This window comes from Stenotrophomonas sp., assembly GCF_032056425.1.
GTDB lineage: Bacteria > Pseudomonadota > Gammaproteobacteria > Xanthomonadales > Xanthomonadaceae > Stenotrophomonas.
In genome coordinates, this window is the sequence record NZ_DAMBCN010000012.1 from 38,356 (window position 1) to 58,522 (window position 20,167).

Annotated in this window: 16 protein-coding genes and 3 tRNA genes (1 of these 19 cut by a window edge); 9 read left to right on the forward strand and 10 right to left on the reverse strand. The window is 68.5% G+C overall.

Going from position 1 to position 20,167, the window contains the following annotated elements; genetic code table 11:
• Positions 1-49 precede the first annotated feature (49 nt).
• The 3 genes from RTY46_RS09810 to RTY46_RS09820 form a co-directional block, all read right to left on the reverse strand.
• Positions 50-1,594: an N-acetylmuramoyl-L-alanine amidase gene (locus RTY46_RS09810; RefSeq protein WP_312708093.1), complete on the reverse strand. Its 1,545-nt coding sequence runs from the start codon at positions 1,592-1,594 to the stop codon at positions 50-52.
• 82 nt (positions 1,595-1,676) lie between these two features.
• The gene (gene tsaE, locus RTY46_RS09815) at positions 1,677-2,159 is read right to left on the reverse strand and encodes a tRNA (adenosine(37)-N6)-threonylcarbamoyltransferase complex ATPase subunit type 1 TsaE (RefSeq protein WP_312708095.1); all 483 of its coding nucleotides are present in this window, start codon (positions 2,157-2,159) and stop codon (positions 1,677-1,679) included.
• A gap of 5 nt (positions 2,160-2,164) precedes the next feature.
• On the reverse strand, positions 2,165-3,640 hold the full coding sequence (locus RTY46_RS09820) for an NAD(P)H-hydrate dehydratase (protein ID WP_312708097.1): 1,476 nt from the start codon (positions 3,638-3,640) through the stop codon (positions 2,165-2,167).
• A gap of 23 nt (positions 3,641-3,663) precedes the next feature.
• Here RTY46_RS09820 and queG point away from each other — a divergent pair, with 23 nt between their 5' ends.
• Together queG and xseA are read left to right on the forward strand one after the other, a co-directional pair.
• A complete protein-coding gene (gene queG, locus RTY46_RS09825; RefSeq protein WP_312708099.1) occupies positions 3,664-4,734 on the forward strand; it encodes a tRNA epoxyqueuosine(34) reductase QueG in 1,071 nt (356 codons plus the stop codon).
• A gap of 44 nt (positions 4,735-4,778) precedes the next feature.
• Complete coding sequence (gene xseA / locus RTY46_RS09830; protein ID WP_312708101.1) at positions 4,779-6,110, forward strand: exodeoxyribonuclease VII large subunit; 1,332 nt, start codon at positions 4,779-4,781, stop codon at positions 6,108-6,110.
• A 577-nt stretch (positions 6,111-6,687) separates the two neighbouring features.
• Here the strand turns inward: xseA and RTY46_RS09835 are convergent.
• Positions 6,688-7,587, reverse strand: a complete 900-nt coding sequence (locus RTY46_RS09835; RefSeq protein WP_312708103.1) for a M48 family metallopeptidase — start codon at positions 7,585-7,587, stop codon at positions 6,688-6,690.
• 86 nt (positions 7,588-7,673) lie between these two features.
• Positions 7,674-9,539 carry a formylglycine-generating enzyme family protein gene (locus RTY46_RS09840; protein ID WP_312708105.1) on the reverse strand — a complete coding sequence of 622 codons (1,866 nt, stop codon included), beginning with the start codon at positions 9,537-9,539 and terminating at the stop codon, positions 7,674-7,676.
• Positions 9,540-9,623: 84 nt separating this feature from the next.
• On the opposite strand from RTY46_RS09840, the gene rnd reads away from it, so the two are divergent.
• A complete protein-coding gene (gene rnd / locus RTY46_RS09845) occupies positions 9,624-10,700 on the forward strand; it encodes a ribonuclease D (protein ID WP_312708107.1) in 1,077 nt (358 codons plus the stop codon).
• A gap of 40 nt (positions 10,701-10,740) precedes the next feature.
• Here rnd and RTY46_RS09850 read toward each other — a convergent pair whose 3' ends face one another.
• The 4 genes from RTY46_RS09850 to RTY46_RS09865 all read right to left on the reverse strand — a co-directional run bounded on the left by RTY46_RS09850 (position 10,741) and on the right by RTY46_RS09865 (position 17,501).
• Complete coding sequence (locus RTY46_RS09850; RefSeq protein WP_312708109.1) at positions 10,741-11,877, reverse strand: hypothetical protein; 1,137 nt, start codon at positions 11,875-11,877, stop codon at positions 10,741-10,743.
• Between the two features lie 116 nt (positions 11,878-11,993).
• Complete coding sequence (locus tag RTY46_RS09855) at positions 11,994-14,324, reverse strand: TonB-dependent receptor (RefSeq protein WP_312708112.1); 2,331 nt, start codon at positions 14,322-14,324, stop codon at positions 11,994-11,996.
• 201 nt (positions 14,325-14,525) lie between these two features.
• A complete protein-coding gene (locus tag RTY46_RS09860) occupies positions 14,526-17,084 on the reverse strand; it encodes a Cache 3/Cache 2 fusion domain-containing protein (RefSeq protein ID WP_312708114.1) in 2,559 nt (852 codons plus the stop codon).
• 120 nt (positions 17,085-17,204) lie between these two features.
• Complete coding sequence (locus tag RTY46_RS09865) at positions 17,205-17,501, reverse strand: Rho-binding antiterminator (RefSeq protein WP_312708116.1); 297 nt, start codon at positions 17,499-17,501, stop codon at positions 17,205-17,207.
• A gap of 99 nt (positions 17,502-17,600) precedes the next feature.
• Here RTY46_RS09865 and RTY46_RS09870 point away from each other — a divergent pair.
• Together RTY46_RS09870 and RTY46_RS09875 are read left to right on the forward strand one after the other, a co-directional pair.
• Positions 17,601-17,676 (forward strand) — tRNA-Ala (locus RTY46_RS09870).
• Positions 17,677-17,796: 120 nt separating this feature from the next.
• Positions 17,797-18,357 carry a hypothetical protein gene (locus tag RTY46_RS09875; RefSeq protein ID WP_312708118.1) on the forward strand — a complete coding sequence of 187 codons (561 nt, stop codon included), beginning with the start codon at positions 17,797-17,799 and terminating at the stop codon, positions 18,355-18,357.
• Positions 18,358-18,394: 37 nt separating this feature from the next.
• Here the strand turns inward: RTY46_RS09875 and RTY46_RS09880 are convergent, their stop codons facing one another.
• Positions 18,395-18,571 carry a hypothetical protein gene (locus tag RTY46_RS09880; protein ID WP_312708120.1) on the reverse strand — a complete coding sequence of 59 codons (177 nt, stop codon included), beginning with the start codon at positions 18,569-18,571 and terminating at the stop codon, positions 18,395-18,397.
• 213 nt (positions 18,572-18,784) lie between these two features.
• On the opposite strand from RTY46_RS09880, the gene RTY46_RS09885 reads away from it, so the two are divergent.
• The 4 genes from RTY46_RS09885 to RTY46_RS09900 all read left to right on the forward strand — a co-directional run.
• Positions 18,785-19,303: a redoxin domain-containing protein gene (locus RTY46_RS09885; RefSeq protein WP_312708122.1), complete on the forward strand. Its 519-nt coding sequence runs from the start codon at positions 18,785-18,787 to the stop codon at positions 19,301-19,303.
• Positions 19,300-19,818, forward strand: a complete 519-nt coding sequence (locus tag RTY46_RS09890) for a thioredoxin domain-containing protein (RefSeq protein WP_312708124.1) — start codon at positions 19,300-19,302, stop codon at positions 19,816-19,818. Before RTY46_RS09885 ends, RTY46_RS09890 begins: the two co-directional genes overlap by 4 nt.
• A gap of 172 nt (positions 19,819-19,990) precedes the next feature.
• A tRNA-Phe gene (locus RTY46_RS09895) sits at positions 19,991-20,066 on the forward strand.
• Positions 20,067-20,112: 46 nt separating this feature from the next.
• A tRNA-Phe gene (locus RTY46_RS09900) sits at positions 20,113-20,167 on the forward strand; it runs 121 nt beyond the window's last position.

Here is a 20,167-nt window from a genome sequence, read left to right on the forward strand (position 1 = left end):
GTCGAGCGCGGCTCGACTCTACAGAAAGCAGAAACCCGCCTTCGGCGGGTTACTTGCTGCCGCCGGCCATGGTGGCGGCCGCGTCGATCTCGGCCTGGGCACGGGCCGCATACAGCGTGCCCGGCGGCGGCTGGCGGCTGAAGAAGGTGTGCACGCCATCCAGCACGGCACCCGCCACTTTGCGCTGGTACGCCGGGTCGGTCAGGCGGCGCTCTTCGTCCGGGTTGGAGATGAACGCCGTTTCCACCAGCATGGCAGGCATGTCCGAGGTGCGCAGCACCGCGAAGTTGGCCCGCTCGATGTTCGGCTTGTGGTTGTTGCCGATCCGCTTCAGGCCGCCCAGCACGTGCCCCGCTGCATCTTCGGACGCCTTCATGTAGCCGCTCTGGGCCAGGTCCAGCAGCACGCTGGCCAAGGTGCCTTCAGTCTGCTGCAGGCGCACGCCACCTACCAGGTCGGCCGCGTTTTCCTTGTCCGCCAGCCAGCGCGCGCGCTGCGACGATGCGCCCTTGGTGGACAGCACGTACACCGACGAACCGGTGGCCGAGCGGTTTTCCGCGGCGTCGGCATGGATCGAAATGAAGATGTCGGCCTTGTTCGCACGCGCCTTCTGCGCGCGCATCGGCAGCGGGATGAAGACATCGCTGTCGCGGGTCAGGAAGGCTTTCAGGCCAGGCGTTGCGTTGACCTGGCGTGCCAGTTCACGCGCCACCGCCAGGGTCACGTCCTTCTCGCGCTTGCCGGTCGGGCCGATCGCACCCGGATCCTGTCCGCCATGCCCGGGGTCGATCGCCACCACCAGCTGGCGCATGCCGGGCTGCATGCGGATACGCGAAGCATCGCTGGGCATGGCCGGGCGCGGCGTCGAGGTCGGGGCGGCCGGCGTCGGGGCCGCCGCGGCAGGCGTGCTGACCACGGCCTTGGTCGGCTGACCGGCCAGGATAGCGGCCGGAGAACCGGCCGCCGGAGAGCTGGCCGCCACAGTGCCGGCAGCGGCCACCTGTGCGGGGGTCGTGGTGGGGGCCGGTGCCGGCGCCACCGGGGCAGCCACACTGGCACTGGCCTGCTGTTGCACCTGCGCGGTCAACAATGCGGTGGCACGCGCCGCATCGCCGCGGGTCTGCGCTGCAGCCGTGGGCGCCGCCGCAGGGCCGGCAACAGGCGCCTGCGCAGCGGGAGCACTGGCCACCGGCGCCGGACCATCGCCCGGCCACTCGATCACCAGCGTGGATTGATTGCCTTCGCGCTGCATCTGCGGGCGGAACGGCGCGACCGATTCGGCCAGATCGAACACCACGCGGAAAGTGCCGGGCACCGGCTGGCCGGTACGCACGGCAGTCACTACGCCCTGCGCCGCCGGCATCTTCAGGTTGCGTACCGCGCTGGAGTCGGGGAAATCGACCACCAGCCGGTTCGGCGACGACAGTGACAGGGTCTTGTAGCCGCCACTGCCGACCAGCGCGATTTCCGCGCGGGTGCCGGTCGAGCCGGTATTCAGCACAACCTGGCGTACTTCACCCGCCCACGCAGCCGCGCTCGCCAGACCCAGTCCGACGGCGGCACAGATGGCGATGAGACGGTTCCCCAGGCGCATGGCTCAGGATTCAATCACCGCGCTGAACGGAATGCAACACCTTTTTCCTTAATAATCCGTAACCTGCCGGTGTTTGTTCTCGTCAGGCGACAGAAATGGCCCGCAAGTCGCCCCCATCGGGTAGACGATCCAGCCATTCACGTCCGGCGTCGCTGGCCCCAGTGAGACGAACGCGTCGGCCCTGCCCCTCGATCTCAAGGGCCACGACCAGGTCGGTGGGCGGCAGCGCACCGGCGCCGCGCTCGGGCCATTCCACCAGCCACAGCACCGCACTGCCCTCGTCCAACCCCAGGAAATCCAGCTCACCGGCCTGGCCGATGCGGTACAGGTCCAGGTGCCAGGCCTCGCCGCCGCTGGCCAGCGGATAGCGCTCGACCAGGGTGTAGGTCGGGCTGCGAATGGCCCCCTGCACGCCCAGCGCGCGCAGCAGCGCACGGGCGGTGGTGGATTTGCCAGCGCCCAGGTCGCCACGCAGTTCAACCACCGCCTGCGGCGGACGGGTTGCCGCCAGCCACTGGCCCAGCCGTTCAGTGGCCTCGGGGTCGGCAAGGAAAAATTCGGTCATCGGGGTCATTCCGGGTTGGCCAGCCGCCGCAGGGGCGCCAGCAGATCAGTAGGAAGCAGGCCGCGTGCGCCATCGGCCGCGGCGACGTCGCCAGCCAGGGCGTGCAGCAACGCACCCCCGGCGGCCGCATCGAAGGCCGACAGGCCCTGCGCGCGCAGGCTGGCAATGATGCCGGTCAACAGGTCGCCCATGCCGCCCACGGCCATGCCGGGGTTGCCTGCGGCGATCAGGCGCGGCGTCTGCCCTGGCGCAGCGACAATGCTGCCAGCGCCTTTCAGCACCACCACGGCGTGATAGCGCTGCGCCAGCGCCTGCGCACTGCCGGCACGGTCGGCCTGGATGGCGGCGGTGGTGGTGTCCAGCAGACGCGCGGCTTCGCCCGGGTGCGGGGTCAGGATGGCATCGGCGATGGTGTGCGGATCCTGGGCCAGCAGGTTCAGCGCGTCGGCGTCGATCACCAGCGGTCTGCCGCAGGCGGTGACCCGCGCAAACAACGCGCGCGCCCAGTCGTCCTGGCCCAGCCCCGGACCGATCGCCACCACGCCGGCCTTGGCCAGCAACGCCGGCAGTGCGTCACCGTCCTCCAGCGCGTGCGCCATGGCTTCGGGCAAGCGGGCCAGCAAGGGCCCGACGTGATCACGGCGGGTGCCGATGCTCAGCAGGCCAGCACCCGCGCGCAGTGCCGCTTCGGCCGCCAGTGCGATGGCACCGCCACTGCCGTGGTTGCCGCCCACGCACAGCACGTGGCCCGATTCCCCCTTGTGGGTGTTGGCCCGCCGCGGCGGCAGCAGCGCGACCAGGCGATCACCCGACCAGCATTCGGCGGCCGCCTGCACGCCCTGCCAGGCGGCCTTGGGCAGCTGCAGCGCCGCCAGCGCGTGTTGGCCTGCATGCTCCAGCGCGTCGCCGGTATACAGCCCGCGATGCGGCACGATGAACTGCAGCGTCAGCGCCGCACGCACCGCCACCCCGGGCACACTGCCGCGGTCGGCATCGACGCCGCTGGGCACGTCCAGGGCCAACAGCGGGGCGCCCTGCGCGTTCAGCGCTTCGATCACCGCCCTCGCCTCGCCGTCCGGCGCGCGGTCAAAGCCGAGGCCGAACAGGGCGTCCACCCAGACATCGGCGTCGGGCAGCGTTCCATCGAACTCGGCCAGCGCCCCGCCAACGGACTTGAAATCCGCTGCGGCGCGCCGTGCCAGCGCGGTGGCCGGCGGCTTTCCGGGCAGGGTCAGCACGCTCACCCGGCGCCCGGCCAGCTGCGCATGGCGGGCCAGTACCAGGCCATCGCCACCGTTGTTGCCGCTGCCCACCACCACGCCCACGTGCAGCGCCTGCGGCCAGTGCCGCAACAGGCGTTGCCAGGCCGCCAGCCCAGCCTGGGCCATCAGTTCCCAGCCGCCATCGCCGGCGAGCGCCGACGCCTGCGCATCGAGCGCACGCGCAGCAGCGGAATCGAACAGATCGGCAAGGTTGGCCATGCGGAGATTTTATACTGGTGCGCATGTCCCCTGTTCCTGCCCCCCTCGATCCGGCCCTGGCCGTGCAGCGCATCCGCGATCTGGCGCGCGCGCACGGCTTCCAGCGCTGCGGCATTGCTGGCATCGAACTGGGCGAGGACGAAGCGCACCTGGCCGACTGGCTGGGCCAGGGCCTGTACGGCACCATGGACTGGATGGCGCGCCACGGCACCCTGCGTGCCCGCCCTGCTGAACTGCTGCCCGGCACGGTGCGGGTGATCTCGGTCGGCATGGACTACAGCCACAAGGATGACACCGAGGCCTGGGCCACCCTGGCTGACCCCGGCCGCGCTTACGTGGCGCGCTACGCGCTGGGCCGCGACTACCACAAGCTGATGCGCAACCGCCTGCAGAAGCTGGCCACGCAGATCAACGACGAAGTGGCACCGCTGGGCTACCGCGTGTTCGTCGATTCGGCGCCCGTGCTGGAACGCGCGTTGGCGCGCAACGCCGGGTTGGGCTGGATCGGCAAGCACACCTGCCTGATCGACCGTCAGGGCGGTTCCTGGTTCTTCATCGGCGAAATCTACATCGACATTCCGCTGCCGATCGACGCCCCGGCCACCGCGCACTGCGGCACCTGCACCCGCTGCATCGATGTCTGCCCGACCCAGGCGATCACCGCGCCGCAGCGGCTGGATGCACGGCGCTGCATTTCCTACCTGACCATCGAGCACGATGGCGCCATTCCCGAAGACATGCGCCCGCTGATCGGCAACCGCATCTATGGCTGCGATGACTGCCAGCTGGTCTGCCCGTGGAACAAGTTCGCCAAGCGCACCGACGAAGCCGATTTCCGTGCGCGCAACAACCTCGATACCGCGCGCCTGGACCAGCTGTTCGCCTGGGATGAAGCCGAATTCCTGCGCCGCACCGAGGGCAGCCCGATCCGTCGCAGCGGCCACGAGCGCTGGCTGCGCAATATCGCCGTGGCGCTGGGCAATGCGCCGGCATCGGCCGAGGCACTGGCTGCCCTGCAGACGCGACGGGATGATCCCTCGCCACTGGTGCGCGAACACGTGCAATGGGCCCTGGCCCAGCACGGTGCGGCCTGACGTGCGATCCTGAGCGCCCGCTCCACCTGCCGCACGCCGTACCCATGCAGCCACGCAACAACGACATCCTCACCCCCAGCCAGTTGAACACCCTGGCCCGCGACCTGCTGGAAGGCAGTTTCCCCGCCATCTGGGTGGAGGCAGAGCTGGGCAGCGTGGCCCGTCCCGCCTCCGGGCACCTGTACTTCACCCTGAAGGATGCGCGCGCCCAGCTGCGTGCGGCGATGTTCCGCATGAAGGCGCAGTACCTGAAGTTCGTGCCGCGCGAAGGCATGCGCGTGCTGGTGCGCGGCAAGGTGACGCTGTATGACGCCCGCGGCGAGTACCAGATGGTGCTCGACCACATGGAGGAAGCCGGCGAAGGCGCCCTGCGCCGCGCCTTCGAAGAACTGAAGGCACGCCTGCAGGCCGAGGGGCTGTTCGATCCCGCGCGCAAGCGCGCCCTGCCGGCACACGTGCAGCGCCTGGCGGTGATCACCTCGCCCACCGGTGCCGCGGTGCGCGACGTGCTGAGCGTGCTGGCGCGCCGTTTCCCGCTGCTGGAAGTGGACCTGTTGCCGACCCTGGTACAGGGCAGCACCGCCGCCGCGCAGATCACCCGCCTGCTGCAGGCCGCCGATGCCAGCGGCCGCTACGACGTGATCCTGCTGACCCGCGGCGGTGGTTCGCTGGAAGATCTCTGGGCCTTCAATGACGAAGCCCTGGCCCGTGCGATCGCCGCCAGCGCCACGCCGGTGGTGTCGGCCGTCGGCCACGAAACCGACTTCAGCCTCAGCGATTTCGCAGCCGACCTGCGCGCGCCCACGCCGTCGGTCGCGGCCGAACTGTTGGTGCCGGACCAGCGCGAACTGACCGTTCGCCTGCGCCGCAGCGCGGCGCGCATGGTGCAGCTGCAGCGGCACACGATGCAGCAGGCCATGCAGCGCGCCGACCGTGCGCTGCTGCGGCTGAACGCGCAGAGCCCGCAGGCCCGCCTGGACCTGCTGCGCCGGCGCCAGCTGGATCTGGGCCGGCGTCTGCAGGCCGCTTTCCAGCAACAACAGGAACGTCGCGCTGCCCGCCTTCGCCATGCGGCGGCCGTGCTGCGTGCGCACCACCCAAAGCGCCGGCTGGATGAAATGCAACGGCGCCTGCTCACCCTGCGTGGGCGCCCACAGGCGGCGATGCAGCGGCTGCTGGAACGCGACGCCCTGCGCCTGCGCGGGCTGGCACGCTCGCTGGAAGCGGTCAGTCCCCTCGCCACGGTGGCGCGTGGCTACAGCATCCTGACCCGTGCCGATGATGGCGCCCTGGTAAGGCACACCGGCCAGGTGCAGCCGGGCGACGCGCTGCAGGCCCGGGTGGGCGACGGCGTGATCGACGTGCAGGTCAAGTAGGGGTTGTTCGGCAGGGCTGCGCCCTGCACCTGCCGAATCAACGTCAACGTCAACGTCAACGTCAAAAGCAACAGCGGGCTTTCCGTGGGTTGGCGGGGCGGTGTCGGATTGCGGGGACGCCGCAAGTACGTCCTTGTAGGCTTGGCAGCCGCATCCATGCGGCTGACACCCCGCAATCCGACACCGCCCCACCTTCGACAGGTTCACGCGGCTGTGGGAACGGCCCGGGGTCGGATCCCGTTGCTGCGCAACGGGCTCTGACCCCGGAATTCTTTTCGACGTCTGACAGATTCATCCACGCGTGGCGTGGATCTACTGTGTCGACCAAGGTCGACACCCACCAGAGCAGAACAGCGTTCCGACAGATCGTGGGAAACTGTCGAAGGCGGGGTGGGTCCGGTTGCGGGGGTGTCCGCGGCATGGATGCCGCGGCCAAGCCTACAGGGACGTACTTGCGGCGTCCCCCGCAACCGGACCCGCCCCGCCCTCCCGAGGAATCCAGCTATCGCTTTGGCTTTGGCATTGGCTTTGGCTTTGGCTCGCAGCAGGTGCAGGGCTGCAAGCCCTGCCGCCCACCCTACTGCGCCTGCTCGCAGAATTTCTGCCGATACTCGAGGGCCTTCGGCATCAACGCCTGCAGGTTCTGGATACGCGTACCCGGATTGGGGTGCGTTGACGAAAACTCCGGCGGCGACTGACCGCCACTGGCCTGGCCCATGCGCTGCCACAGCGGAATTGCCTCGCGCGGGTCGAAGCACGCCGCCGCTGCCAGCATCAGACCCACTTCATCGGCCTGCGTCTCGTGGCTGCGCGCATACGGCAGCAGATAGCCATAGCCCATCGCCGACATCATCATCTGTTGCTGCTGCGCATCCATGCCGCTGGCCGCACCCGCCATCTGTCCGATCTGGGTCAGCTTCTGCTGCGCCATGCGCTGCGCACCATGGCGCAGCAGCGCATGCGCGATCTCGTGGCCCATCACCACCGCCATCGCGTCGGTGGTGCGCGCCACCGGTACCAGCCCGGTATAGACGGCCATCTTGCCACCGGGCAGACAGAACGCATTGGCCTGCTCACTGGGAATGACGTTCACCTCCCACTCGAACTCGCGGGAGAAATGCGCTGGCTGCAGGCCATGCTCCTGCGCCAACGCAGTTTCCACCACATCAACCTTGGCAATCAGGCGCTGGGCGATGGCGCGGATATCGCGCGAGATCTGCGCGTTCGGGTCCAGTGGCCGCTCCTGCGCCAGGATCTGCTGGTAGGCCTGCAGTCCCAGTGCGCGCTCCTCGCTGGCGTCCAGGCTGCTGTCGATCAGCACCTTCTCGCCCGTGTACGGGTCCACCGTGCGGTTGGAGAACCAGTAGAACGCCGCATACCCGGCAGCCAGCAGCAGCACCCACCAGCGGATGTTGCCGAACAGTCCGCGCCGGGGCGGACCCTGTTGCGGCGAGCGGGAGAAGGGATCGTTGCGCATCGGCAGGGTTTCCGGCGGACCCCGCCGGCCGGCGGGCACGCTGCAATCTTAGTCCGCCGCCGCCTGCGCAGGGTGAAGCGCCCGGATCAGATGCCGCGCACCAGGCGGAAGCCGATGCGGGCGTTGGTCGTATCCGAATCCTGGGACTGCCGCCATGCCGCACGGGTCTGCTCGGGGGCGTTGGCCCAGTTGCCGCCCCGGATCACCCGCGCACGGCAGCCCGGGTTGTACCAGGCCACGCCGTCGGCTGGGGCGCGGCGATAGCTGGAGTGCCAGCAGTCGGCCACCCATTCACTCAGGTTGCCGCCCATGTCATGCAGGCCGAAGGCGTTGGCCTGGAAGCTGCCCACCAGCGCCGGCCCCCACCAGCCATCGCCGTAGCCCACGAACGCGTTGTGCCAGTGCCGGCCCGAGGGTGAAACGTCCTGGCTGCCGGTGTAGTTGCCGCTGCCCGGTGGCGGCAGGCCGGCCCCCCCCCAGGGGTAGCGACCACTGCCGCCGGCGCGCAGCGCGTACTCGAACTCCGCTTCACTGGGCAGCCGGTAGGCGTAACCGGTCTGTTCGGACAGCCAGGTGGCGTAGTTTTCCGCATCGCGTACGCTCACGTGCATCACCGGCGAATTGCCCATGGCGCGGCTGCCGTCGTAGTCCGAACGCCAGTCCACGCCACTGCGGCGGATGAAATTGCCGCTGCGTTCGTCGTACACCACCGAATGGCCGCGCCGGGTCGCACGCGGGCGCGCGTTGGTGGCTTTCACGAAACGCTCGAAATCGGCCACGGTCACCTCGGTGATCGCCATGGCGAAGCCACGCTCGAAGCGTACGTAGTGCGACGGCCGCTCGGCATCACTGGCGCCGGGCTCGGTGTCACCGGCCCCCATCTGGAAGCCGCCGTGCGGTACCACGATCATCTGCGGGCCACGCCCGCCGTCACGCAGGGCATCGCTGAACACCTGCCCGGGGCGGAAACTGCCGTAGTGCGTGGCCAGATCGATGCGCTCGCGCAACTGTGCCACCACTGCATCACCGGGCAGCGCGATGCGCAGCGCCTCAGCCAGTTTTTCCCGTGCCGGCTTCAGGCCCTGCGGCGTGGCCAGGTCCTGCAGGCCGCCGTCGCGCAGCTGGACCAGTGCCGCCGCGCGGATCTGCTCGATACGCTCGAACGCGTCGGCAATGGTGGGCGAGGAATCACGCACCTTGCTGGCTTCGGCCAGCCAAGCGCCGGCCGAAGCAAAATCGCGGATGCGCGCCGCATCCTCGGCACGCCGGATCAACGCACTCTCCGCGGCCGCCAGGCCCTGGCGGGCGCGGCGGTTGTCCGCATCCAGCGCCAGCGCTTCGCGGAACGCCGGAATGGCACCATCGCCGTCCTCGCCGATACGGCCCGCGCGCAGATCGTCCTCCCCCGACCGGTTGTAGGCCACCACGCGCTGTGCCGTCTCCACCCGCCCCTGCAGCGCGCGCACCTTGGGGTCATTGGGGGCCAGGGTCAGCAGCACCAGCGCCTGTCGCCCGGCCTCGGCCAGCGCCTCGCGCTGCTGCAGCGGCCGCGCCAGCAACGCATCGGCCTGCTGCTGCAGGCGCTGCCGGGCCCGCAACAGGCCGGCACGGGCGGCACGGTCGTCCGGCGCTTCCTCCTGAACCGCCAGCCACAGCGGAATGGCCGCATCACTGTCTTCGTAAAGGTGGCCGGCGGCATGCGCCTGTTCGGCGGCACGCCGCAACTGCGCCAGCGTCCGCGCTTGCCGATCCACCCGCGGCGGCGTCCAGCGCTGAACGTCCTCACCTGCGTCTTCGCCGGCGATGGTCACCGTACCCTGCGCCGCGGCAGGGGCCGCGTCATTCACCCTGGGCCGCGGCCGTTCCGGTTCCCTCGCCGGCGGCGATGGCGTACACGCGGCCAGCCCCAGTGCCAGGGCAGTACACAGCGCGATCGGCAGCGGAAAACGCAAACGGAGGCTCCTTCGGTACGGACGCGCACCGACGTTAGGCTATTCTCCCCTGCCTGAGCAAACCCGAGTAGCAGGCCCCGACCCGTGGCAATCTGGATCACCACCCCCGCCGAGCTGGACGCGTACCGCCAGCAGCGCCCAGCCCGTATCGGCCTGGACACCGAATTCATCCGCGAGCGCACCTTCTGGCCGCAGCTGGCCCTGGTGCAGATGGCCGTGGGCAGCGACATCCTGTTGATCGACCCACTGATTCCCGGCATGCCCGAAGCGCTGGCGCCGTGGCTGACCGACGAATCGATCGTCAAGGTCATGCACAGCGCCAGCGAAGACCTGGTCGCCTTCAAGTGGACCTGTGGCGTGCTGCCCCGTCCCCTGTTCGACACCCAGATCGGCGCGGCGCTGGCCGGTATCGGCGGCGGCATGGGCTACCAGAAGCTGGTGCAGGAGATCACCGGGGTGGCGTTGGCCAAGGGCGAAACGCGCTCGGACTGGATGCGCCGCCCGCTTTCCGAATCGCAGCTGCAGTATGCCGCCGACGACGTCGAGCACCTGTTCGCCCTGCATGATGCGATCGAGGCCAAGCTGCAGGCCCTGGGCCGCCGCCAGTGGCTGCAGGACGATGCCGAGCGGCTGCTGGCCAACGTGGCCAACGACGAAGACCGCTGGCCGCACCTGGGCATGCGCGCGGCGCAGTTCCTCGACGCCGCCGCACAGCATCGCCTGCTGCGCCTGCTGCGCTGGCGCGATGCCCAGGCCCGCAGCAGCGACCGCCCGCGCAGCTGGATCCTGGACAATGAACTGGCCGCCACCCTGGCGCGCACCCCGCCGGCCGATCCTGCCGCACTGGGCAAGTTGTTCGAGCAGTTCCCGAAAGCCCCGCGCAAACTGGCCGGCGCTGTCTGGCAGGCGCTGCAGACCCCTCTGGCCGACGAGGCTGACGCGCCGCTGGCGGTACAGGCCAGCGATGCCGACAAGAAGACCATCAAGAAGCTGCAGGACGCGGTCGCCGAACGCAGCCGCGAGCTGGGCCTGGCCGACGGCGTGCTGGCCTCACGCAAGCACTTGGAAAACTATCTGGAACGCCGCCAGTGGCCGGCGGCGCTGGCCGGCTGGCGCCAGCAGGAACTGGAAGCCCGGCTGCAGGCCTTGCTGCCGGCGTAGCACGGCATCGCGCCGGGGCGACCGGGCCCGGCGCCCAGGATCAGACGTAGCCGCGCGCCTTCAGCTGCGCCCAGCGCTGCCGGCCGATCGCCTTGCGCATCGCCGGCAGTGGGTCCACCGAACCGGTGTTGTCGGCCACCGCGACCACGAAATCGTCGGTGGTGCGCAGCAATGCGCGCTGTTCCGGCGCGTCCAGCCAGGCCGCCACGCGTGCGAGCAGGCGCATCGCGGACGTCGTGCTGCCGCGCAGTTCCATCAGCCGGCCATGCCGCTTGCACGCGTCCAGCAGTGCCGGCTCCTCGAACCAGCATTCATCCTCGTCGCGCTGCCCGGCACGCATTTCGTCCGGTGCCCACAGGTAGTACGGAACGTCCTCGCCGCGCTCGAGCACCGCCTCGCGATAAGACTGGCGGCCCCAGGTGATGAACGGTGGCCAGGCCGAACTGAAATCGCCATCAGTGAAGCACAGCAGCAGGCAATACAGCGGCTCCCCGCGGGCAATCTGCGGCAGCTGGGCGGCCAGGGCCTGCATCAGCAAACGCTCGACATCGGCCGCGGCGGCGGCCACGGATTCGCCGCGGCGCGGGCGCTGGTACTGCAGGCGCTGGCTGCCGGTGGGTGTGCCGTCTTCCTGCAGATACTGCAGTTCGATGCGGTCCAGGGCGCCGGCCTCATCGTAGCTGTAGACATCCTGGCACCACCAGGTCGGGCGCCCGTCCTCCCAGTTGCGCACCACCACGCGCAGCAGCACTTCGCCTTCCCAGTGATAGGTGCTGTCATGACCGCGATGGCCAACAGTCAGCTCACTGCGCTGCAGCCGCCCGCCTGGTTCGTGCAAGATCCGGGCCGAGGCAATGCTTCCACCGCGGTGGAAGCTCACGCAGTGCCGCTGCTCGACGCCGTGCAACCACACCGTTGTCCTCGCGCCGTTGTCGGCCACGGCCATCACGATGCGCTCCTGGGCGTCGAACCCGTGGTGCACATGCGCATCCGGGTCCGCCTTGGCATCCTCCAGCCAGCGGCTGCGTCGGAAACCATACTTTTCAGCCGTGAACGGCGCGTCGTGCGCCATATCGCCAGTGGCCCAGCGCCAGCTCACCACCTGGGCCCGGCATTGTTCGATCAGCGCCGTGGCGGCGCCGCTGTCGGCGTACTGCTGGTACAGCGTCTGGATCATGGTCGAGGTCCGTTCAACACAGCGCGGCAGCCTAGCATGCAGCCTTCCCCTGCCTGCCCACCAACGAAAAACGGCGCCCCGGAGAGCGCCGTTCCCGGTACATGAAGCGGTGGTGGTTACCAGTTCATGTTCAGCGAAACACCCACGGTACGCGGTTCGTTGTACACCGCCGCCATGTAGTTCTCGATCACACCCTTCAGGTTCTTCTCGTTGGTGATGTTGCGCGCGAACAGCGCCACTTCGTACGCGCCGTAGTTGCCCGAATAGCCCAGCTTCAGGCCACCTTCGAAATCGCCCTTGGAATTGAACTCCTGGCTGTCATACAGAACGAAACTGGTGTAGCCCTGCTTGTTCCAGTCGGTGGACACGAACATCGTGCCCGCATCGCTCACCGGCATGTCATAACGCGCGGCGAAGTTGATGTTGTACTTCGGCGCGTTCGGCAGCGGGTTGCCATCGATCTGCGCGAACGTGTTGGCACCGACCTTGATGGTCGGGTCGTTCACGGTGCACACCACCTGGCCGTTCAGGCCACAGACCTGCGCATACACGCGTTTGTCCTGGATCTCGCTGTGCAGCAGGCTGACACCGGCGCTCAGGGTCAGGTTGGGAATCGGACGCAGTTCCATGTCCGCCTCGAAGCCATACGCCTTGGCCTTGTCGGCGTTGAACAGCACGCCATTGCCATCGGAGTCATTGCCGTTGAGCTGGATGTCGTTGACGGTGTAGGTGAACGCGGTGGCATTCAGGCGCAGGCGGTTGTCCCACAGGCTGCTCTTCACACCCGCTTCCCACGACAGGATGGTCTCCGAATCAGCGGTGGTGAAATCAGCGTTGAACACCGCCGAACGGCCCTGGATGGTCGGGCCACGGAAGCCGCGTGCCACCTTGGCGTAGACGCTCACGTTCGGGTTGAACTGGTACATCGCGCTGACGTCCCAGCTTGGCGTGGTATCGGACATCTTCACGTCCGTACGGCCCTTGTAGGTCACCACACCGGCGGCGGTGTCGGCGGTCTTCAGCAGGCGCGTGTGCTTCTCGTCGCGGGTCTGGCGCAGGCCCGCGGTCACGCTGAACTTGTCGGTGAAGGCGTAGCTGATCTGGCCGAAGCCGGCCCAGGAGGTGTTCTTGTTGCGCAGGCGCACCCAGTTGTTCGGGTTGCGCGCGGCGCCCTGCAGGAACCAGCCGCGCTGGTAGAAATCGGTGGTATCGCTGCCGTTGAAGTAGAACGCGCCGGCCTGCCACTGCAGGGCGCTGTCATCGTGGCTGGCCAGGCGGAACTCCTGGGTCCACTGGTCCAGGTCACGAATCTGACCCATCGACTGGCCGTAGCCGTTGGCCACGCCATTGAACGGGAAGTCTGCCGCTGCACCGCCGTCGGTGTCGCCACGGCTGTAACCGGAGGTGGTTTCGTAGGCGGTGATGGAGGTGAAATCGACCGCGCCGAAATCGTAGATCGCCTTCACCGAACCGCCGTAGGTCTTGTAGGACTGCGGGTTGTTGTCGGCTTCGTCGTAGGCCACCTTGTCGCGCGGCACGTCGGTCTGGTTCGAACCCTTGGTCAGCGCACCGCGCAGGAACAGGGTCGAGGTGCCGTCGTAGTCGCGGGCGTGCGCCGAGGCCAGGATCGAGAACTGGTCGCTGGGCTTGAGCAGCAGCTGCGCACGCACGTTGCGGTCATCGAAGCCGCCCATCGCGTTCTTCTTCGGACTGACCGTGCCGTCGGCGCTGGGGCCGGTGTAGGTGTTGTCGACGTAGTCGTCGCGGTGCTGGTACAGCGCCGACACACGGAACGAGGCGATGTCATTGATCGGGCCACCGAAGCCGCCATCGACCGACACGCTGTTGTAGGTGGCATAGCTGGCGCTGACCCGGCCGGTGTACTCATCGGTCGGCTTCAGCGTGTCGAACTTGACGATGCCGGCGGTCGTGTTGCGGCCGAACAGCGAGCCCTGCGGGCCGCGCAGCACTTCCACCTGGTCCACGTCGTAGACCGGGTTGGACTTCAGCACCACGTGTTCCAGCACCACGTCGTCCTGGATGATCGACACGGGCTGCGAGGCACCCAGGTAGAAGTCGATGTTGCCCAGGCCGCGGATGTAGAAGCGCGGGAAGATGCGGCCGGTGGTGGTTTCCGCATACAGGCTGGGCACGCGGCCGGACAGTGCCAGCAGGGTGTCATCGCCACCGGCGGTGAAATCGCGCATGCGATCGCCTTGCACCACACCCACCGATACCGGCACTTCCTGCAGGTTCTGCTCACGGTGCTCGGCGGTCACAGTGATGGTGTCCAGGCCGGTCGGGGTCGGTGCGCTGTCCTGCGCGGCCGCGCCGAAGCTGACAGCCAGGGCCAGGCCGGCACAGGCCAGGGCCAGCGGGTGGCGGCGGAAGGAAAGCGAGGAAGACGACAGGCCCGTCGGACGACGGGAAGCGATATGGGAGGGCATCGAAAGCTCTTGGGAGACGTCCGGGCGGCCTGCGCAAGCCGGGCGGTAGAAGGGGAACCACTGCGCAAGCGCCCATTATCGCCCGAATTGTTACGATTTCGTTGCGCATCCCATCGCAGTCCGCGTCCCGCCCGCTGCGGCAAAGTGCGCAGGTGGCAGGCGGCAGCCTGCGCCACCGCCTCCCAGGCCCTGCGCCCCCCCTTACGCCGTGGCCATCGCCGGGCCCCGCTCCAGCACGAAGCGGCCGGCCGCGTCCTGCAACGCGTGCGCCTGTTCGCTCATCGCACGGGCCGAAGCGGAGGCTTCTTCCACCAGCGCGGCATTCTGCTGGGTCACGCCATCCATCTGCACGATGCTCTGGTTGACCAGCTCGATGCCGGCCGCCTGTTCCTGGCAGGCATGGGCGATCTCGCCCACCAGTCCACCCAGTTCGGTCACCGAAGCGACCACGTCCTGGATGGTGCGCCCGGCATCGCTGGCCAGCACGTTGCCTTCGGCCACGCGCGCCACCGAGTCCTCGATCAGCCCCTTGATCTCCGCCGCCGCCAGCGTCGAGCGCTGCGCCAGCGCGCGCACCTCGCTGGCGACCACCGCGAAGCCGCGGCCTTCCTCACCGGCACGTGCCGCTTCCACGGCGGCATTCAGGGCCAGGATGTTGGTCTGGAAGGCGATGCCATCGATCACCGCGATGATCTCGGCGATGCGCCGCGAGGCGGCATCGATCTGGCCCATCGTTGCTTCCATCTCAGCCATCGCCGCCCCCCCGCGCCCGGCCACCCGCGCCGCCTCGCTCGCCAGATGATCTGCGCGACGTGCGTGATCGGCGTTCTGCCGCACGGCCGACGTCATTTCCTCGATCGAGGCAGCGGACTCTTCCAGGTTGGCGGCCTGCTGCTCGGTACGCCGGGACAGGTCATCGTTGCCGGCAGCGATTTCCGCAGCGGCCGTGCTGACCGCAGCGGCGGCCTGCTGGATGCGGCCGACGATGCCGGCCAGCGACCCCACCGTGGCATTGGCGTCCTCGCGCATGCGCGCGAACACCCCCTGCGCCTGCCCGTCGATGCGGTGCCGCAGGTCACCTTCGGCCAGGTTGCGCAGCAGGCCCGACAGCGCCAGCAGGTTGTCATCGGCAGTGGCCATCACGCTGTTCAGGCCCTGCACCATCTGCTGGAAGTCATTGGCGAAGGCCTGCGCATCGCCGCGCACGCTGAAATCACCGCTCGCCGCCGCCGCAACCAGGCGCTTGATCTCGCCGTTGATGCCCTGCAGCTTGCCGCGCACGCCGTTCAGCGCCTGCGTGATCGCTACCTGTTCGCCCGGCAGCACGTCCATGGTCTGCTGCAGATCGCCCTCGGCGTAGCGCTGGACCAAGGCCACCATGCGCTGCTGGGTCTGCAGGTGTGCCGCCACCAGTGCGTTGGTACCGGCCACCATGGCGCGGAACTCACCTTCGAAGGCCTGCTCGTCGATCCGGTGGCTGATCGCGCCCGCCGCATGGCGTTCGCTCATGGTGGCCTGGGCCTGCAGGATCTCGCGCAGCTTGGCGCGCATCTGCTGCAACGACCCCAGCAGACGACCGACCTCATCATCGCGGCCGCTGTCGATTTCGCGGTCCAGGCGCCCGCTGGCCACATCGCGGGCGACCTGCGCCGCTGCGGCCAGCGGACGACCCAGCAGGCGCCGCACCACCAGCACGATCAGCACGACCACGGTGGTCAGCGCCAGCACGGAAATCAGCGCGATGCGCAGCATCAGGCCGTTCAGTACCTCTGCCAGCACCGATTCCGGCTCCAGGCCGATCACCAGCCATTGCCAGGCGCCGTAGCGCTGCGCCGCCGCGAACCAGGCCTGCTCGGGGCCACCATCGGCCGGGCGCAGATGCAGACGGGCCTGCGTGCTGTGGCCATCCAGCAGGGCCTGCAGTTGCGGCAGATCCGCCGCGGCAACGCGTTCCTGCAGCAGGCCACCTTCGCCATCGGCGGCGGCCAGCACGCGACCGTGGTCCTTGCCCTGGCGCGTGTCGACCACGATGAAGCGGCCCTCCCGGCCCAGCGTCGCCTCGCGCAGGCGCGTTTTCAGTGCGGCCAGGCCCTGCGAGTAGTCCTGCCCCACGAACGCGATGCCAGCCACGCTGCCATCGGCCGCCGGGATCGGCATGTAGTGGGTCATGTAATCGGTGCCGAACAGGTGCGCCGGCCCCGTGTAGCCCTGCCCCGCGCGCACCCGCGCATAGGCCGGGTTGGCGTGGTCCAGCACGGTGCCCAGCGCGCGTTCGCCCTGCGCGTTGCGCAACGAAGTCGCCACGCGGACGAAATCTTCGCCGTCACGCACGAACACGGTGGCAACGCCGCCGGTCGCCTCGGCGAAGCGATCAACCTCGGTCGATGCCGGGCCGATCACCTGCGGGCCCAGGCGCAGGGTCGGCGCACTGCGGCCGGCCACGTCGATGGTCGCGGTGGCATCGGCCAGCGCCTCACCCTGCGGCAGCATCGCGCGGAAGGTACCGGCGATGCGCTGGGTGCTTTCGCCCAGGCTGCGGTCGTACAGCTGCACCGAATCGCGCATCAGCACCGTGCTGGTATCCAGGCCAGCAACCACGCGCTGCTGGTAGCTGTCGGCAGTATCGCGGTAGATCAGGATCGCCAGCGCGGCAAAGGCCACCGTGGTGATCGCCACCATCAGCAGCGCCAGGCGGGTTGCGATGGTCAGGGTCCGCTTCGGCGGCGAGGCGGAAAATCGGGAGGCAGCCGGGGTCATCATCAGAGGGAATATCCGTGGAAGGGAGCGCGCGAAGCGCCCCCTCTTAACGGCACCGTTCTGGTCCTCTTTACGCCAACCGGCCTAGCCGCTTCCGGTTATTGACAGCGCCAAGCCCTTGATTCACAAACCCTGTTCAGATTCATCGGGGGGCGGAATGGCCAACACGGTACGCGGCCCGGGCACGCCGTCAGCACCCAGCGTGGCCACCGCCCGCAGATGGTCCAGACGGATGCGGTGCTCGCCGTCCTCCGCGTCCAGCACCAGGAATTCCTCTTTGCCCGGCGTGCTCAGCGTGGTCCGCGCGCGGGCCACGAAGGTGCGGCCATCCGTCAGCTCCACCTGCAGCAGTTCGTGGTGCAGGCAGGCGATTTCCAGCACATCGTGCAGGTCGCACTCGATGGGGCGGTAGTCGGTCACAGGGCATCTTCCGGCAGTGGAGGCGCCCAGCCTGCCACGACTGTCGCCCCCGCTGCTTGGCAAGCCCCCGGCGGCGGCGCTACACTGCAACCCTGCCGTGGGGCCATAGCTCAGCTGGGAGAGCGCGTCGTTCGCAATGACGAGGTCAGGAGTTCGATCCTCCTTGGCTCCACCACTTTTCAGGAAAGCCCGTAGATCCCCGTGATCTGCGGGCTTTTTCTTTGGGCACGGGCTTCGGCGACCGATAGGATGAGGGTACCCGCGGCGCGGAGCGCCACATGCAGACAGGGATCCCATGGACCATGCCGCGATACCCGATCCTCACCTGATCCCGCTTTCAACCCTCATTCCCGGCTGGAAGGGTCAGTACATTCCCCGCTACGTCGCTGACGTCGCCCATGGGCTTGGTCTTGAACAGGCGCGGTTGCAGGGAAGTCAGTTGCTCGTGGTCCTGCGCCTTCGCGAACTGTCCTACGACGGCATATGGGAGAAGATCAGGATCGTGTCCGGGCACCAGGAACTGAAAGACGCAGCGGGCGTGGCCAAGGAGGCTGCAATCCGATGGCTTGCACAGCGCAGGAGCGAGGTGCGCCCCTACGGTCGTTGGCGCCCGATGCAACACCAGCAACCATGGCCATCAACCGCTCCGCTGTGGCAGGGCGCCCCTCTTCCCTCCTGTCTGGCAGGCCTATGCGACGGTACGGGGTACTGCGCGATCGAGGTCGCGGCCGCCATCCTGCCGACTGCACCCGCCGATCCGATCAATACGGCGCTGATCCAGCAGATCGACATGGACGAACTCGCCGCCTGGTTCGCTGACGTGGCCCGCGCCGCGCAGACGCCGCCGTCGGCATGACCCAGGCCGACGAGACCTCGGGCTGACCATTACCGGCTCAACCCGGCTCCTGGCTCCCATCCTTGCGTTGCGGTCGCCGCGAGTTTTCGTCATGCACCTTCTGATCGTTCTGCCCAGGGCGGCGTTTGGCCACGTCGTCCTGCTGCTGGTCCTGGCGGCTTTCCTGGGTACCGGCATCCTTTTCGGCGGGTGAAGGCGTGCGGGGAGTAGTCATGGTGGGCTCCGCACCGGCACCGTGCCGGGCTTGCACGACCACGCTAGCGGCGCGGCCGTGAGCCCCCGGTCGTGCGGCCGCGAGCGGCGCGTGCATACCCTGGTATGAGCGGCGGAAACCAAGGCGCAATGGCCAGCCCGGCGCGACCGGCCGACGATGGCACTGCCGATGCAGAACCCACCGCGCGCCATCCCACCCCGCCAGGAGCCCGCCATGTCCGCCCTGCCCCGCCCCGACCCTGCGCACGCCCCCTTGCCGCCGGGAACACCCGCCCCCGCCTTCCGCCTGCCCGCCACGCCCGACCAGACCGTCACTCTGGATGAGCTGCGCGGTCGCCCGGTCATCCTGGCCTTCTATCCTGCCGATTGGAGCCCGGTCTGCGGCGACCAGATGGCCCTGTACAACCAGCTGTTGCCCGAATTCCAGCGACAGGGTGCACAGTTGATCGGCATTTCGGTGGACGGTGTCTGGTGCCATGCCGCGTTCGCCGAACAGCGCCACCTGCATTTCCCGCTGCTGGCCGATTTCGAGCCCAAGGGCGCCGTTGCCCGGCAGTTCGGTGCCTACCGCGAACACGACGGCGTCTGCGAACGGGCGCTGTTCGTGATCGATGCGCAGGGCATCGTGCGCTGGAGCTACCTGTCTCCACTGGGCATCAACCCCGGTGCCGATGGCATTCTCGATGCACTGTCACGCCTGCCGCACACGGCGCCGGCGGAGGTGACTCCATGAGCCGCCTTTCCGTACCCGTCAGCGCCAGCGACCACTCCAGCGGCCCGGCCGATGCGGCGGTCACCCTGGTCGAATACGGCGACTACCAGTGCCCCTACTGCGGCCAGGCCTACCCCATCGTGAAGGCCCTGCAGCAGGTCTTGGGCGACTCGCTGCGCCTGGTATTCCGCAACTTCCCCCTCAGCGAAATGCACCCGGACGCCCTGAACGCCGCGCGCCTGGCCGAAGCCGCTGCCGACAGCGGGCATTTCTGGACCGCGCACGATCTGCTTTACGAACGCCAGGGCGCGCTGGCGCCGCACGACCTGCAGCGCTACGGCGAACTGCTGCAGCTGCCGGCCGAGCGTGTGCGCGCGGCACTGGCCGGCGCCGACGATGCGCGCATCGAGGCCGACTTCATGGGCGGCGTGCGCAGTGGTGTGAATGGCACGCCCTGCTTCTTCATCAACGGCGTGCGCCATGATGACAGCTGGGACTACGACACCCTGCTACTGGCGCTGCAGCGCGCGATGTAGGGCGCGCCCCGCCACGCCCGTTGCTGCAGGCAACGCAGGATCAAGCACTTGCCGCGCTGCCCTGCCCGCGCAGACGGCAATGTGAAGGTTTTTTGCCAAAACGCTTGCCGAACCCGCCCGACGTCCGTAATATGCGCGTCCTCGGCAGCGTCACAGCTGCAACGAAACAAGTGGCCGAGTAGCTCAGTTGGTAGAGCAGGGGATTGAAAATCCCCGTGTCGGCGGTTCGATTCCGTCCTCGGCCACCACTTTCGAAGGCCTGCAGAAATGCAGGTCTTTTTTTTCCAGATACAGGGCCGAGTAGCTCAGTTGGTAGAGCAGGGGATTGAAAATCCCCGTGTCGGCGGTT